The organism is bacterium (assembly GCA_030690305.1).
Classification (GTDB): Bacteria; Patescibacteriota; Minisyncoccia; order Phycocordibacterales; family JAGLPS01; genus JBBUCK01.
The window spans coordinates 18,760-33,954 of record JAUYHB010000024.1 but is presented as its reverse complement, the minus strand read 5'-3'; the positions used below and the strand labels follow the sequence as shown (position 1 = coordinate 33,954).

Below are 15,195 nucleotides of genomic sequence, written 5' to 3'. Positions count from 1 at the left end.
ATGGATGGAAAACAAACAATGAATGAAGTGCTTCTAAAAGTCGAAGAATTACGCCGCTCCGGGAAAATCGACCTTTCTTCGGACGAAGACTTAAGTATTGCTGTGATGAACCTTTTGAGCCTTGAGGAACATTTCTTTTTCACGGGCTCAAAGACAAAAAAAGATGAATACTTCGACTTTTTGGCCGAAGTAAGGGAAAATCGGAAAGCTCTTATGTCCCGCCTTGTGCAAAAGCACGAAGGGGAAACGTGGTGTATTAGCAAGCATCTCTTGGCGACGACGATGCGCCTTATGGAAGTCGGAACGAAATTTCACGGAGACGGTAAAAAAGAAGACGCCAAAGAAATGTTCGAGCGCGCCTACTCAATGTACTCGATGTTTTGGGCTTTACGGCTCAAACTTCTCAATCTTGAAGATATAAAAGTGGTTGCTTCGGAAGAAAAACCATGGTCAGCGCAAGACATTGTCAACAAACTCGTGGACTGCTGCAATGAATAAAGAAAATACTTTCTTTCTTGTTATCGGTGCACTTATTTTGGCCATAGGATTGGTTGTCGTTTTTTTGTGTACAAGCCGCCCGAAGGAAGATTTCACTTTTCTTACGCAGTGTCTTGCGGAAAAAAACGTGACAATGTACGGCGCCGCGTGGTGTTCGCACTGTCAAAGCCAGAAGAGGGCATTCGGAGAAGTATTTTCTTTCGTTCCATATGTGGAATGTCCCGATAATCCGCAGGTATGTATTGCCGCCGGTATAAAAGCTTACCCGACATGGGTATTTCCCGACGGAACCAGAGTTGAAGGAGAATTGAGCCCCGCGCAACTTTCCGAATTAAGTGGATGTCCGGTTACGGAAACACGTTAACATAACTATCCTTAACAATGGAAAATAAATCACATATCTATGGAAAACAACAAAAACGAAACACAAAATCAAATCACGGAGGACTCTCCTGAAGTTAAGCCAGTCAAAAAAGACTACGTGCTCTCCGCAAGCATTCTTATTTCCGCGCTTGTTCTTTCCGGTGCATGGATGTATACAAGCGGGCCTGGAACCGTTGAAAAGCAAACATCGGGTCTTGGAACAAACCACGAGCAAACCAAGATTTCCGAGCTGGAAGAAAAAGTATTGTCGTCTCAAGGGGTTGATCTTCCCGTTACATGGGGCGACCTCGGTGTGAAACTTGCAAGTGTAGGGGCAATTGATGCCGAAAAATTTAAAGCCATATACGAAGACCGTAGTGCATTTACCAATGAGTACAAAAATCTGCTTCTCGGACAAAACGATGGCAAGCTAAAAATTACAAAAAACAACGCCGGATATCTGCTCAATCTGTTCTGGGCTTTAGGTCTTGCGAGTAAAAATGAAATCTTGGAAAAAGGCGAAATGGCAAATGCGAAATATGGAGGCGCGGGTAATTTTGCCTCGACGGGCGGTTGGACAATTGCCGAAGGAAATGCAATGGATCACTATAGTCGGCATAAATTTTTCGATTTGACCTCCGAACAGCAGGCTTTAGTGGATAAAGTATCGAAAGGAATCTACCGCCCTTGTTGTGGTAATTCGACGCATTTTCCCGATTGCAATCACGGTATGGCGATGCTTGGGCTTCTTGAACTCATGGCTTCACAGGGCGTTAGCGAGGAAGATATGTGGGCAGCCGCTTTGGCAGTTAATTCTTACTGGTTCCCGGACACGTATATGACCATAGCAACCTATATGAAAAATAAAAGCGTTGATTGGAAAGACGTGAACCCGCAAGAAATACTTGGTATTAATTTCTCAAGCGCGCAGGGATACCAAAGGATTGCTTCGCAGGTTGTTCAACCCCAAGGACAGAGGAGTGGAAATGGATGTGGGGTAGACACAGGAGCACCAGCGGCACAGCCACGCCAGCAAAGCGGGTGCGGGATATAAAACATACTGAATTAAAAATATAAATGTCAGCGACGGTGTTAAACGTTTATTTGAATGCGGCGTAGAATAAAGATTATGAATCACCACAACCATAACAATCAAAATAGCGAATCACAGACAATATATACCTGTCCGATGCATCCTGAGATCAAACAAGCAAAGGAAGGCATGTGTTCCGAATGCGGCATGCGCCTTGTTCCCGTCTCCACTAAAGCTACGACGGACAAGTCCGAAAAAAATCATGACAAACACAAAGGACACAAAACGGAATCTTTTCTCAAGAAATTCTGGGCTGTTCTTGTTCTGACTATTCCGATTCTTCTCTACTCCGAACTTTTTGAAAAAGCATTCGGATTCGCACTGCCGTCTTTTCCGTTGCAGGACTTTTCAGTTGCGGCTCTCGGTTCGGTAATTTTCTTTTACGGCGGATGGGTGTTTATTGCAGGGGCATATCGGGAACTTTCCGCCCGGTTGCCGGGAATGATGACGCTTATCGCTTTGGCAATAACCGCAGCCTACTCTTTCAGTATCTTTGAGGTGCTGCGGGGCTCTGAGCATACGTTATTCTGGGAACTGGGGACATTGATTGCCGTTATGCTGCTCGGACATTGGATTGAAATGAAATCGGTCCAAAGCACTCAGGGGGCCCTTAAAGAACTGGCAAAACTTCTTCCTGATACTGCCGAAGTAATCCGAGGGGGGGCAACCAAAACCATACCGCTTTCCGAACTTGCCGTCGGAGATAACGTTCGTGTCAAACCGGGAGCGAAAATCCCCGCTGACGGGAAAATCCTTGAAGGAAAATCGGAACTCAACGAGGCGATTATTACCGGGGAATCAAAACCTGTTTTAAAAAAAGAAGGCGACGAAGTGATTGCGGGAGCGTTAAATGGTGACGGAAGTCTTATTATTGAAGTCACAAAAATAGGGGAGCACACGTTTCTTGCCGGAGTGATGCGTCTGGTCGCGGATGCCCAAGCAAGCAAGTCGCGTTTGCAAATTCTTTCCGACAGAGCCGCGTTTTATCTTACCGTTCTTGCGATTGCCGCCGGAGGTCTTACATTCTTACTTTGGATTGTTGCGAAAGCGGGAGTCGTGTTTGCGACAGAACGTCTCGTGGCCGTGCTCGTTATTGCGTGTCCTCACGCCTTAGGTCTTGCCGTGCCCCTTGTCGCTTCCATATCGACAACGATGGCGGCACGGAACGGACTCCTGGTACGGCAACGAATCGCATTGGAAGCCGCACGCAACATAGACATTGTTCTTTTCGACAAAACGGGAACATTAACCCGCGGCGAATTTGGTGTTGACGCTGTTGTTTCTGCCGAAGGATTTTCGGAAGAAGACGTATTGCGTTTGGCCGCGGCCGTAAATAGTCAATCCGAACACCCGCTTGCAAAAGCAATAGGCATGGAGGCGCAGCATCGCAATGTAAATCTTGAGACGGTCACGGATTTCAAACGTCTTCCGGGGAAGGGCGCCCAGGCACTTGTCGCGGGGAAACTTGTTCTCGTGGGGAATGACCAACTTCTTTCCGAGGAAAAAATCGATTTGTCGGAAATGCATGAGGCGACGATTTCTTCTCTTGCAAAAGAGGGAAAAACGGTGATTCATGTCGTATTGGACCATAAACTTTTGGGCAGCATTGCTCTTGTTGATGTCGTAAGAGAGGAATCGAAAGAAGCGGTTAACAGCCTTAAAAAGCTTGGTGTAAAAGTCGCAATGATTACGGGAGATTCAAAAGATGTTGCCTCGTGGGTGGCGGGGAAGCTTGATCTGGACCAATATTTTTCCGAAGTGCTCCCCCATGAAAAAGCCGACAAAGTAAGGCTTTTGCAGGCCCGGGGCATGAAAGTGGCAATGGTGGGCGATGGTGTCAATGACGCACCCGCTTTGACTGCCGCCGATATTGGTATTGCCATAGGGGCGGGAACCAACGTTGCTGTCGAGTCGGCCGGAATCATTCTTGTAAAAAACGACCCTCGGGACATAGTCAAAATTATCCGTCTCTCAAAAATTACCTACGACAAGATGATTCAAAATCTTTTTTGGGCGACGGGATATAACCTTATCGCATTGCCAATTGCGGCGGGAGCGCTCGCATCCAAAGGAATCATTTTGCAACCTGCGTTTGCTGCAGTATTCATGTCCCTTTCTACGGTGATTGTTGCCGTAAACGCTCTTCTTATGAAAAATAAAGAATCTTTACTGTCCCGATAACGTGATAAAATAAAACCATGTCAAAGTATCAAAAAATCTCTCTTTTTCTTCTCCGAGTCGGTCTCGGGTGGATGTATTTTTACGCAGGGATAACAAAAGTGCTTAATCCCGCATGGTCTGCGGAAGGGTATCTCAAAGGAGCCAAAGCATTTACGGGTTTGTACCAGATATTTTTACAACCGAGCATTCTTCCCGTCATCAATTTTGTTAACGAATGGGGGCTCACGCTTCTTGGGGTGTCCTTGATTCTCGGGATTTTCGTACGCATGAGCGCAACGCTTGGAATCATTCTCATGCTTCTATACTATATCCCGCTCGGTTTTCCTCACCCAAGCGCCACAGCCTATATCGTTGACCAGCATATTGTCTTTATGCTCGGTCTATTTATTCTTGCCGCTTTTCATTCAGGAAGAGTAATGGGTCTTGAGGGTATTTTCAAAAAACTGTCCTCTTTAAAGAAAAATTCTGATTAAGGTCTAAGGAGGTTCCTCCGGTGTTGTTTGTCGTACCCACACGTTTTTGGCAACAGACCTCTTTGCTTTTTGACGGAGTGCTATAATTATTAAAGATGAAACGATATGGCATGCCGCTTGTCGCGATTGTGTTTCTTGTCGGAATGTTTGTTTTCTTGGTGTGGGAAAAACTTGTCTTGCCGGATATCGGGCAAAACGAGCGGTCATCTTCTCTCGTTTCAGACTTAAACACCATGTCAACGTTTACTCTTAAAAGCGAAGCGTTTGAGCATAACAGCGAAATTCCTTCGTTGTATACGTGCGACGGGGAGAATATAAATCCTCCTTTGAAAATTGAAGGAGTCCCTGAAGGCACGCAGTCCCTTGCGCTTATTGTCGATGACCCGGATGCTCCGAGAGGTGTTTTTACGCATTGGATAATGTGGAATATTCCTGCGGGCACGACCGGTATCGAAGAAGACAGCATCCCGGAAGGCAGCACCGGAATAACAACGGCCGGTACCAAGGGATATAGGGGACCATGCCCTCCTTCCGGCGCCCATCGTTATTTTTTCAAATTGTACGCGCTTGACACGACACTTTCTTTACCCGAAGGCGCGGAGCGGGAAACGCTTGAAAAAGGCATGGAAGGACACATATTAGAGGAAACTCATCTTATGGGCTTATACCGCCGGGAAGAGGAAGCGTACTGATGCATATTAAAGTCAAAGTTAAAACGGGAGCCAAAAAAGAACGATGTACCTCCATCGCTTCCGATGTTTTGTCTGTGGAAGTTAAGGAGAAACCGGAGCGTAATATGGCGAATAGGCGTGTAAGGGAAATTGTTGCCAAACGCCTTTCAGTGCCGCTTTCCTCCGTACGTCTCATTCGGGGTCACCATTCTCCCTCAAAGATATTTCATATTAGCTCGTAGAGAAGAGGGCGTTCCTTTGCTATAATTTAAGGTATGAAAACAAACATCAAAACAACGGACATGGTGCTTGATGAAAAGCTTCAGGAATACATCGATAAAAAATTAGCGGGCGTGGAAAAATTTATTGACCCTTCTGATACCAGTGTTATGTGCGACGTTGAAGTGGCACGAACAACATCTCATCATCGTACCGGCGATGTTTTCAAAGCCGAATTTCACATTCACGTGGCGGGAAAATATCTTACCGCGGTTTCCGAAAAGGACAATATTTATGCCGCCCTTGACGAAGTCAAGGACGAAATAAGTCATTCACTCAAGGCGTACAAAACGAAAAAAGACACGCTTTTAAGAAGGGGAAGCGCAAAAATAAAAAACCTTTTAAGGCACATGCCGTGGAATTAATATGAGAGAACTTTTCGCGTTTGAACAAAAAGTGCCCAATATTATCACCGTCCCAATTCTTATTTGGGGCTTCCTGTTTTCAATCCTTATTTTTATTCTCTATAAAACGGAAACCGCGGCGCAAGACCTTGCACTTCTCTTTGACCCGTATCTCGTGACTATTATTGAATTCGAGGACTAAATCTCTCCTTTCTTTTCTCCCCGTTTAAAGTCGGAGTACTCCATTTCTTTTTTTCCTTCGGGAGTAACGCGGTGTATGATAAACTCCCCATTTTTTAATTCCGCTTTTGTAATCCTGACGCGGATTTTTTTCCCGTTCCGTTCCGTAAAAAAATAAGCACCGGGGGATTTGGCATAAGCAAGAAACTTCTTCCAGTTTTTGAGCGCATTTTCAGACAGGTCTACCATTCCGTCCTCCGTAACAATTTTTTTTGTAAATGTCGCCTCGTCATGATTTTGGATGATTCCTTTTACGGTTCCCGAAATCCAATCGGGAATAACCCGCGCAAGGAGTTCTCCACCGAGACGGGCGAGGGCGTCCGATGCGGTTTGGTAATTCTGCGGCCATTCCATCACAAGTTCCTTCTGAGAAACAACAGGGCCGTGGTCCATTTGTTCATCAACTTCCATTATGGTTACCCCGGTTTTCTCTCCTTCGATAATTGCTGTTTCAATCGGGGATGCCCCGCGGAATTTTGGAAGAAGCGAGGGATGTATATTAAGCGTATGGTGGCGGGGCAGAGAGAGCACCGACGACGGAATAATTTTTCCGTACGAGGCAACGATAAAAAGGTCCCAACCGGAAGCTCCTCCTGACCCTTTCAGTTTTTCTGCAAAATCTCCCTTAAGAGTTTCCGGCTGAAGAAAGGAAATCTTATGTTCTTGTGCCCATACTTTTACCGGCGGCGGGGTGACGGTTTGTTTCCTGCCCACAGGTTTGTCGGGAGCGGTAACGACAAGAGAGGGGAGAATCCCCTTTTCTTTTAACGCCGAAAGCACACGGACCGAAAAATCAGATGTGCCGAAAAAAACGATAGAGGGTGCCTTATTCATGCGAAGGAGTGATTGTAGGGTGTTCCGGCAAAACCTCTTCAATGTCTTTTGCTTTATCGGTAAACAGTATGCCGTTTAAATGGTCAATTTCGTGCTGAAACACTTGTGCCAAAAGTCCGTGCCCGTCGCGTTTGAATTCTACGCCGTCTTCGTCGTAGGCGGTGACTGACGCTTTGACTGCCCGTTTTACTTTGCCGTACAGGTATCGCACGCTCAAACATCCTTCATCCGTTTCTTTACTTTCTTTTGAGATTCGCATAATGCGTGGATTGATGAACGTAAGGTCTTCTTCATGCCCGTCCTCTTTTCCTTCAAGCGTAGCGAGCACTTTTCCCGATACCATAAAAATACGCAATGACTGTCCTATCTGTGGTGCGGCAATTGCAATTCCGTCATCCTGAGAATACAGCGCCTCTTTCATGTTTTTAAGCACGGTTTTAATTTTCGCGCTTTTGATTTCCTCAACAGGCACCTCATTGGCCATGTGACGCAGAACGGGGTCTTCCTTTTGGACTATTTTTACCATTGCTCAAAATTATATCAGAGTACGTGGATTTGCAACGATTTTTAATTCAATATGCTTTCAGGGTCAACTTCGACAGCGATAGCGGGACCGAGTGAGCGGATTTTTGAAAGTATGTCCTCGTCGGGCCACTTATCCCGCGGGATTTTCATAATCATATTAAGTCCGTATGACTTTTCCGGAGCGGGAGAAAATACCGAAACCACATCGGGAGATTTGTCCGCAAATATGGCCTCCATTTTTTTCATCATACTTTCCACGCTGTTTTTTCTTCCTCGCACGCTCATTTTGACAATAATCGAAAATGGGGGATAACCGAGATGTTTTCGTATGGTTATTTCATCACGATAAAAATCAATAAGGTTACCTTTGACAGCGTAATCCAAAATAAGTTGCTGAGGATTCCGCGTCTGGATGAGAAACTGTTTTGTCACGAGGTCGCGCATGGTAAGGAGAATATAAAGAATCTTTTCGTTTATTCTGAAGTCCGGCACGGAAAAGAGGGAATCCATCGAAACAACGGCTGCGTTTTCAACGCCTGAAAGATACAGAAGCGCCATTTCCGTACCCAAAAGGATGCTGCTCGGCGTATTTTCGAATTTTTCAGAAACCTCCTTTGCTTTTTTGTACGTGCTCGTTTTGTCCTTGTCGATGCGGAAAAGTTTGACGGAGGGAAAGCGTTCCTTGATTTCTTCTTCAATCCGCTCGATGCCCACCCCCAATGCCTGAAGTTTCCAACTGCCGCATTGTTTGCATATTTCTTTCGCGCTCCGTTCCTCTTTGCACACGGGACAGAAAAAAACATTTTCCCGTTCCCCTCGTTTCAATATCATCGGCGCACCACATTGCTCGGACACAACCGTCGCTCCGCAATCCCCGCACACGATGGAGGGCGCGATGCCCTTGCGTACGGAAAACAAAAAAAGCCGTTCGTTGTTCTTTTTTGTTTTCTCGATAAGTTCTGCGAGCTCGTCGCTTATGATTTCGAACTTGCCCTTGACCGCCTTGCTCTTCATCGAAATTACCTCGGTATGTTCATGGAGAACCGAGCGAAACTTCGGGTGAGCGATCTCTAGATACTCGTTGTTTTTGTAATCAAAAATCGTTTCCACCCGAAGCAACGTGTCTCCGAGGATAAGGCGCTTGCCGCTTAATTTTGCAAACAGCCGGGCGAAAACGCGAATGTCCATAATCGGGCGTTTCTGAGTCTTATAGCTTCGGGAATTTTCCCGCTCAATTACAATTGTTGAAATGTCTCCGCGCGGGATGGAAAGAAATGTCCCGGTTGCTATGATGAGGACCGGATGGGGCTCCGAAACAATCGCATTCCACATCTTGATAAGTTCTTTCGTTCCCATTGATGTATGAATACTTAGGGTATACGGCTCAATGCCTTTTTCAAGAATATTTTTTGCTTTTTTTATATCTTCTATTGTCGGAAGACAAAAAAATACAGATGAACCGCGTGCGAATTCTTCACGAACAAGGCTTTTATAATTGGCAAATCGATCTTCAGCTCCGCTTTGTAAAATAAAACGTTCTCCCGTAATCGGTGTTTTGCCTTCCTGCAGAGGACGCGACACACGACTCATGTGCTCGAGTATTGTTTTAGGGACAAGTGCGCTTACGACTTGGCCGGTTGTTGTCGCGAAGTAATGCGCGGCCTCCTCGCAGCTTTCAATGAATTCTTTTGAAAAAAAAGAAACTGTTTCAATTTTTTCAATTTTTTTTATTACATATGCCGCTCTTTTGATGTCCGTTTTTAAATCACTTGCCCTTTCTTTTTTAACGACGAGCGCAAGCATTTTTCGGCCGCGGACGGGAACCTTTACAACCGCTCCGAGAGGAATCTCGGCTGTTGTGAAATACGAAAGATGTTGCCTGAAAATGCCACGTGCAATGGGGATGCAATGGATGATGTGCACCTCTTTTTGTCCTTCTTCATTTTTCATGGCAAACGCCTTTAGAAGGCGACTTCTTTTAAGGAATCGCCATCCAAAACAAGAAAACTCTCGGAACTTTCTTTAAGAAATCGGGGGCCGATACCTACATACAACGGCTGAAAGTTTTGAACTCCCGTTGCATCCAGTTCAATCGCATATATACCGTCTTTGATTGCAATCATGATAACGTCGGAGCGGTTGGCATAAAAATCCGTATTTTCTATTTCCGAATCCGCCGTGAAAACAATAATTCTATTGGTGCATGTGTTTTCGCAGAAATATCGGGGTTTGATGTCGCCTCCCCGCCATTCCGCAATAACATTTTTCCCATCGGTCCATAACGCCACGGTGTTGTCCGGAGAAAGTTTTATTGTCTGCGGCAAGGAAAGGGGAGAGCCGATAATTTTGTTTTTTAATTCCGCGAAGCGGTCATTGTTTTCCGTTATTATACTCACTTGCGCGGAAGCGGGCGCGAGAAAAGGTCGCACGGTGATACTGTCTTTTTCTTTAAGAACAATGTTTTTACCCCACGGGAAAAAAGTTTCTTTGGCCACAAGAACGGTGTGCGCCCCGGTGGCAATGTTGGAAAGTTTGAACACTTCGTTTTCCTTTGAACTGATGCCGACTCGGCGGTCATCAAGAAACACATGAGTATCTTTGTGCGGAACAATTACCGTAATTGTTCCCGGATGCCGAACCGACAATCCCGGTCCAAGGGAATAACCGGCCAACAAAAACGTTGCTGCAAGCGCCCCAAAGAGCACTACAACCGCGATACTTCCATACAAAAGAGCCCATTTTGATTTCTTAAATGTTGCCATCATATAGACCCTATAATCACAGAAAACCCTTAAAAACTCAATATTTGTAAAAGCCTTCCAAACGTCGTAGTATAGGTTGGATGAAAGATCAGTTTCTCATTAACGGACTCGGTGGGAAGCGAGTATTAAGCGGCACTGTTTCAATTAGAGGCTCAAAAAACGCAATTCTTCCTATTATGGCTTCTTCCATTCTTTTTGAGCACCCGATATCCGCCGAAAATGTTCCCCATATTGAAGACGTCTCCCGCATGCTCGAATTACTTGAAGATTTGGGTGCAAAAAATTCCCAAGATTCGGTGAAACGAACTCTCCTGCTTTTCGGAAACGAAGTAAAAAAATCTTTTCTTAATGTAGAAATAGCAAAACGTCTCCGTGCGTCAATCATACTTTCCGGCCCGCTCCTTTCCCGTTTTAAAAAAGTTTCCTTCCCGTATCCGGGCGGATGCGTGATAGGTAAACGACCCATTGATTTGTTTCTTCAGGGATTTAAAAAAATGGGGGCAAAAGTCTCCGAAAAAGACGACCAGTTTTCGCTTGTTGCACCGAACGGACTTTCCGGCGCGGAAATTTTTTTTAAAGTGCAAAGCGTAACGGCGACCGAGACATTTCTTATGGCCGCAATTTTGGCTTCGGGAAAAACGGTTTTACGCAACGTCGCTCTGGAGCCTGAGGTGGAAAGTCTTGCCCTTTTTCTTAAAGAAAACGGCGCGCACATTGAAGGAATCGGCACGACGACGCTTACCGTTATCGGAGGGGGACTGCTTACACAAAAGAAACCCTACATCACGATTCCCGACCGAATTGAAGCGGGGAGTTTTCTTATCCTTGGCGCGATTACCTCAAATGACTTGACCATCGCACACTGCAACCCGAACCATCTTTTGTCGTTGATTGAAACTCTTTCGGAATGCGGAGTAAAACTTGAAACAGGAGAAGATTTTATCCGCGTGCGGGGAGTAAAAAAAATCCCCGAAGGGCAAATCCAAATTCGTACTCACGAATATCCCGGATTCCCAACCGACCTTCAGGCCCCGCTTGCCGTTTTTTTGACACAACTGGAAACCGAGAGCGTTATTTTTGAGACTATTTTTGAAGGGCGTCTTGGTTACATGGAGGACCTCAAGCAGATGGGAGCGCATATCACCGTGTGGGATTCCCAGCGTGCGCTCATTAAGGGGAAAACCCCTCTTAAAAACAGGGAATTGTACGGTCCGGACATCCGGGCGGGCCTCGCCTACATCATTGCCGCCATAGTTGCAAAAGGGACTTCGGTTATCAATAATGTTTATTACATAGACAGGGGGTATGAACGCATTGAAGAGAGGCTGTCTTCGATTGGCGTCAACATTACACGTACGGTTGGTCCGCAGAGCAAAAATATTAAATAAAAATATGGGACTATTTTCTCGAAAACTCGGAATAGACCTCGGCACGGCGAACACGCTCGTGTATGTGCCGGGGAAGGGTGTTGTCCTAAATGAGCCCTCCGTGGTTGCCGTATCCGAAGAAGACAATAAAATTCTTGCCGTCGGAACGGAAGCGAAAGAAATGATAGGAAAAACTCCGGAAAGCATTATCGCTTACAGACCGATGAAAGACGGAGTAATTGCCGATTATCGTGTCACCGAAGCGATGCTGCGCTATTTTATCAGCAAGGTTCTCGGTAGGTGGAGTTTTATAAAGCCCGAGGTGTTGGTGTCTGTGCCCGCCGGGGTAACGTCAACGGAACGGCGCGCGGTTATTGAGGCCGCGATTAAAGCCGGCGCGCGGAACGCCTATGTTGTTAAAGAACCGATCCTTGCCGCGATAGGGGCGGGAATACCAATTCACGAAGCGGCGGGGCACATGGTGGTGGATGTCGGTGGCGGAACAACTGACGTCGCTGTCATTTCTTTGGGGGGCATCGTTGCGTCTACTTCCGTAAAAATTGCCGGGGATAGAATTGATCATGCCATTGCCGATTACATCAAAAAAGCCTTCAATCTTGCTATCGGTGACCGAACCGCGGAAGAAATAAAAATCAAAATCGGTTCCGCGCTTCCTCTTGATGAGGAACTGACGGCTACCATAAAAGGACGTGATTTCGTTTCAGGCCTTCCCCGTTCAATAGAAGTGAAAACAAACGAAGTGGTTAAGGCCATAAACAAGGAACTGCAAGAAATCGTTCGTGCCGTTAAAAATGTTTTGCAGGAAACTCCACCGGAGCTGTCCTCAGACATTATCGACAGAGGAATCATTATGACGGGCGGAACATCCCAACTGCGCAATCTTCCCGAACTTGTCTACCGCAGGACCGGGGTCAAGGCAATTCTCGCGAAAGACCCATTTTTCTGCGTTGCCAAAGGAACCGGAATCGCCCTTAACCATCTTGATTTGTATAAAAAAACAATTATAGCCAAGCGGTAAAAACCGCTCATATTTGCTTTTCAAAAACACGATAAAATTCTACTGAATTTTTCTCTGCTCGTTCTCCACGAACTCCGCAAGATTTTTGAAAAGCAAATTCTCACTTTAACTAAAAGAAAAGACATGAAATTCCTTGTCGACACGTATAGAAAAACAGGCACATTGCATCATGCATATCTTATAGAAGGCAGGTCTCGGGAAATTGTGCCCGAACTTGTCGAGTTTTTTGAAACAAAAGTAAAAATAAAGACTGCCGGAAATCCCGACTTTTGGCACGGCACATTTGAAACAATTGGCATTGACGAGGGAAGGCATATTAAAGAACGCCAATCTTTTACGGCTTTTTCCGAAGGTATTAAAGTGTTTATCGTGTCTGCCGAAGGCATTACGCATGAGGCTCAAAATGCCCTGCTTAAAGTGTTTGAAGAGCCGACCCCGCATACCCATTTTTTTCTCATCCTGCCTTCAGCCGAATCTTTACTTCCGACATTTCTTTCCCGTCTGCTTCACTACGTTTTCGAAAGCAAAGAAAAAGAGGATGACAGTTTGGCTGCACAATTTCTTTCATTGCGGCCGGCCGAAAGAATTAATCTGCTGAAACCGATTATTGAAGACAAGAACAAAGCGCGCGCAATCTCTTTTCTTACAGGCCTGGAAAAAGCACTGCGAAATCTGAAAACAGGCATGACCGTCAAAGACGCGGCTCTTTTCGAAGAAATTATTCTCTGCCGTTCATATCTTCATGACCGCTCTCCCTCGGTAAAAATTATCCTCGAATATCTTTCACTTGTTATTCCCACCGCATCTTAGAGGCTGGATTTTTATCCCGCTTCTGTTACTGTTAATGGTAATAACAAGAATATAAATAATTTATATGCCATATAATTTTTCTCCGTTCAAACTGAAAGTTGCCGAAGTAAACGATTGGCTTATCAAAGAATTTGCATCCGTCCGCACAGGCCGCGCGACCCCTTCTTTGCTTGACGGTATTGAAGTTCTCTCATATGGGTCCAAGGCTTCGATTCGGGAAGTCGCAAGTATCGCTGTTGAAGATGCAAAAACACTTCGTGTTGTTCCGTGGGACGCATCGCAGGTAAAGGAGGTGGAAAAGGCGGTTACTCTCGCCGACCTCGGTCTTTCGGTTGCCGTTGACGACAAAGGTCTCCGGGTAATTTTCCCCGATTTGACCGCCGAGCGCAGGCAGTCCCTCATTAAGATTGCGCGGCAGAAACTTGAAGAAGCAAAAATCTCCATGCGGAAAGAGCGCGACAGGGTGTGGAATGATATACAGACGAAAGAAAAAGCGGGAACACTCACCGAAGACGAAAAATTCCGTTTTAAAGACGAAATGCAGAAGATAGTCGATGACGCCCAGAAAAAGTTTGACGAAATGGCGACTCGTAAGGAAACCGAAATTTCTCAATAGGCATGTCCGTTCTTCTGTTTATTTTTATTTTGGGCTCTCTCGTTCTCGTTCATGAGTTCGGGCATTTTATTACCGCCAAAGCGGCCAAAATCCGCGTGGATGAATTCGGCTTCGGTTTTCCGCCGAAACTATTTGGTTTTAAAAAGGGAGAGACGGAATACACGCTCAATCTTCTTCCGTTCGGAGGATTTGTGAAAATTTTCGGGGAAGACCCGACAGACATTCCTTTGGACGGAGAGAAAAAACGCAGTTTCATATTTAAACCGAAATGGATACAAATGTCGGTTATTTTGGCAGGTGTCGCCTTTAATTTTATTTCCGCCTGGCTTTTACTCTCCATTACGTTTATGTCCGGCCTTGAAGTGCCAATTTCATACAATGCGGCGGCGACAGACCCACGTCTTATGGTGACGTATGTTGTCGCGGATTCTCCCGCATCAAAAGCCGGTCTCGCGGCAGGGGATGTCATTTTGTTTCTTGAAAATGAATCAGGCGCTCTTCAAGAAGTAACACCTCAAAAAGTTTCAGACTTTATTTCTTCTTCCGAGGGAGAAGTGACGATTCTGTATAAACGAAACGGAGAAACACAAACCGTTGTCGTATCTCCGCGTGAAGGAGTTATCCCGCAAAAAAAGGCGATTGGGATTTCCATGGATATTGTGGGAACGATGAGACTGCCGGCCTTGCAAGCCCTTTTTGAAGGAGGTAAAACAACACTCGAACTTTCGCAGGCAACGTTTGTCGGGCTTACCGAATTTTTCGGAAATATTTTCAAAGGGCAGGGCGATTTTTCTCAAGTAAGCGGACCAGTGGGCATCGCTTCCATAGTTGGTGATGTGTCACGACTTGGTCTAATGCACATTCTTTCCTTTATGGCGCTTCTTTCCATCAATCTTGGAGTCATCAACCTTCTTCCTTTTCCGGCGCTTGACGGTGGGCGCCTTCTCTTTCTTTTCATAGAAACTGTCACGGGTTCACCTTTGAAAATGTCTTTCGTCCGCGCGGCTCACGGAGCGGGTTTTGTGCTTCTTATCCTCCTTATGCTTATTGTGACGTTTTACGACATCGTGCGCCTTTTCTAATATCCGTTTGATTGAAGC

General features: G+C 45.7%; 17 protein-coding genes. 13 read left to right on the top strand and 4 right to left on the bottom strand.

Annotated features, from left to right (window positions below):
• The 8 genes from Q8O71_03215 to Q8O71_03180 all read left to right on the top strand — a co-directional run bounded on the left by Q8O71_03215 (window position 1) and on the right by Q8O71_03180 (window position 6,104).
• A complete protein-coding gene (locus Q8O71_03215) occupies window positions 1-498 on the top strand; it encodes a hypothetical protein (protein ID MDP2705373.1) in 498 nt (165 codons plus the stop codon).
• Window positions 491-862: a hypothetical protein gene (locus tag Q8O71_03210; protein ID MDP2705372.1), complete on the top strand. Its 372-nt coding sequence runs from the start codon at window positions 491-493 to the stop codon at window positions 860-862. The genes Q8O71_03215 and Q8O71_03210 overlap by 8 nt, the downstream gene beginning before the upstream one ends.
• A 39-nt stretch (window positions 863-901) precedes the next feature.
• Window positions 902-1,915 (top strand): hypothetical protein, encoded by a 1,014-nt coding sequence (locus Q8O71_03205; GenBank protein ID MDP2705371.1) that lies wholly within the window; start codon window positions 902-904, stop codon window positions 1,913-1,915.
• Between the two features lie 75 nt (window positions 1,916-1,990).
• A complete protein-coding gene (locus tag Q8O71_03200) occupies window positions 1,991-4,135 on the top strand; it encodes a heavy metal translocating P-type ATPase (GenBank protein ID MDP2705370.1) in 2,145 nt (714 codons plus the stop codon).
• A 17-nt stretch (window positions 4,136-4,152) separates the two neighbouring features.
• Window positions 4,153-4,608, top strand: coding sequence for a DoxX family protein (locus Q8O71_03195; GenBank protein ID MDP2705369.1), 456 nt, complete (start codon window positions 4,153-4,155; stop codon window positions 4,606-4,608).
• A gap of 95 nt (window positions 4,609-4,703) precedes the next feature.
• Window positions 4,704-5,300 (top strand): YbhB/YbcL family Raf kinase inhibitor-like protein, encoded by a 597-nt coding sequence (locus Q8O71_03190; GenBank protein MDP2705368.1) that lies wholly within the window; start codon window positions 4,704-4,706, stop codon window positions 5,298-5,300.
• 254 nt (window positions 5,301-5,554) lie between these two features.
• Window positions 5,555-5,923 (top strand): ribosome-associated translation inhibitor RaiA, encoded by a 369-nt coding sequence (gene raiA / locus Q8O71_03185; GenBank protein MDP2705367.1) that lies wholly within the window; start codon window positions 5,555-5,557, stop codon window positions 5,921-5,923.
• A 1-nt stretch (window position 5,924) separates the two neighbouring features.
• Entirely contained in the window at window positions 5,925-6,104 is a 180-nt protein-coding gene (locus tag Q8O71_03180) for a hypothetical protein (GenBank protein ID MDP2705366.1), read from the top strand.
• Here the strand turns inward: Q8O71_03180 and fmt are convergent.
• From fmt to Q8O71_03160, 4 genes are read right to left on the bottom strand one after another with little or no spacing between them, the layout of a single operon-like run.
• Window positions 6,101-6,976: a methionyl-tRNA formyltransferase gene (fmt, locus tag Q8O71_03175; protein ID MDP2705365.1), complete on the bottom strand. Its 876-nt coding sequence runs from the start codon at window positions 6,974-6,976 to the stop codon at window positions 6,101-6,103. The two genes, Q8O71_03180 and fmt, sit on opposite strands and share 4 nt — an antisense overlap.
• The gene (def, locus tag Q8O71_03170) at window positions 6,969-7,502 is read right to left on the bottom strand and encodes a peptide deformylase (GenBank protein ID MDP2705364.1); all 534 of its coding nucleotides are present in this window, start codon (window positions 7,500-7,502) and stop codon (window positions 6,969-6,971) included. Before def ends, fmt begins: the two co-directional genes overlap by 8 nt.
• Window positions 7,503-7,543: 41 nt before the next feature.
• On the bottom strand, window positions 7,544-9,451 hold the full coding sequence (locus Q8O71_03165) for a hypothetical protein (protein ID MDP2705363.1): 1,908 nt from the start codon (window positions 9,449-9,451) through the stop codon (window positions 7,544-7,546).
• A gap of 11 nt (window positions 9,452-9,462) precedes the next feature.
• On the bottom strand, window positions 9,463-10,266 hold the full coding sequence (locus Q8O71_03160) for a hypothetical protein (protein MDP2705362.1): 804 nt from the start codon (window positions 10,264-10,266) through the stop codon (window positions 9,463-9,465).
• 77 nt (window positions 10,267-10,343) lie between these two features.
• Here Q8O71_03160 and murA point away from each other — a divergent pair, with 77 nt between their 5' ends.
• From murA to rseP, 5 genes are all read left to right on the top strand, one after another.
• Window positions 10,344-11,651: a UDP-N-acetylglucosamine 1-carboxyvinyltransferase gene (gene murA, locus Q8O71_03155; protein ID MDP2705361.1), complete on the top strand. Its 1,308-nt coding sequence runs from the start codon at window positions 10,344-10,346 to the stop codon at window positions 11,649-11,651.
• Window positions 11,652-11,655: 4 nt separating this feature from the next.
• On the top strand, window positions 11,656-12,669 hold the full coding sequence (locus Q8O71_03150; protein ID MDP2705360.1) for a rod shape-determining protein: 1,014 nt from the start codon (window positions 11,656-11,658) through the stop codon (window positions 12,667-12,669).
• Window positions 12,670-12,792: 123 nt separating this feature from the next.
• Window positions 12,793-13,479, top strand: a complete 687-nt coding sequence (locus tag Q8O71_03145; GenBank protein MDP2705359.1) for a hypothetical protein — start codon at window positions 12,793-12,795, stop codon at window positions 13,477-13,479.
• Between the two features lie 64 nt (window positions 13,480-13,543).
• On the top strand, window positions 13,544-14,095 hold the full coding sequence (frr, locus tag Q8O71_03140; protein ID MDP2705358.1) for a ribosome recycling factor: 552 nt from the start codon (window positions 13,544-13,546) through the stop codon (window positions 14,093-14,095).
• 2 nt (window positions 14,096-14,097) lie between these two features.
• Entirely contained in the window at window positions 14,098-15,177 is a 1,080-nt protein-coding gene (gene rseP, locus Q8O71_03135) for an RIP metalloprotease RseP (protein MDP2705357.1), read from the top strand.
• Window positions 15,178-15,195 lie beyond the last annotated feature (18 nt).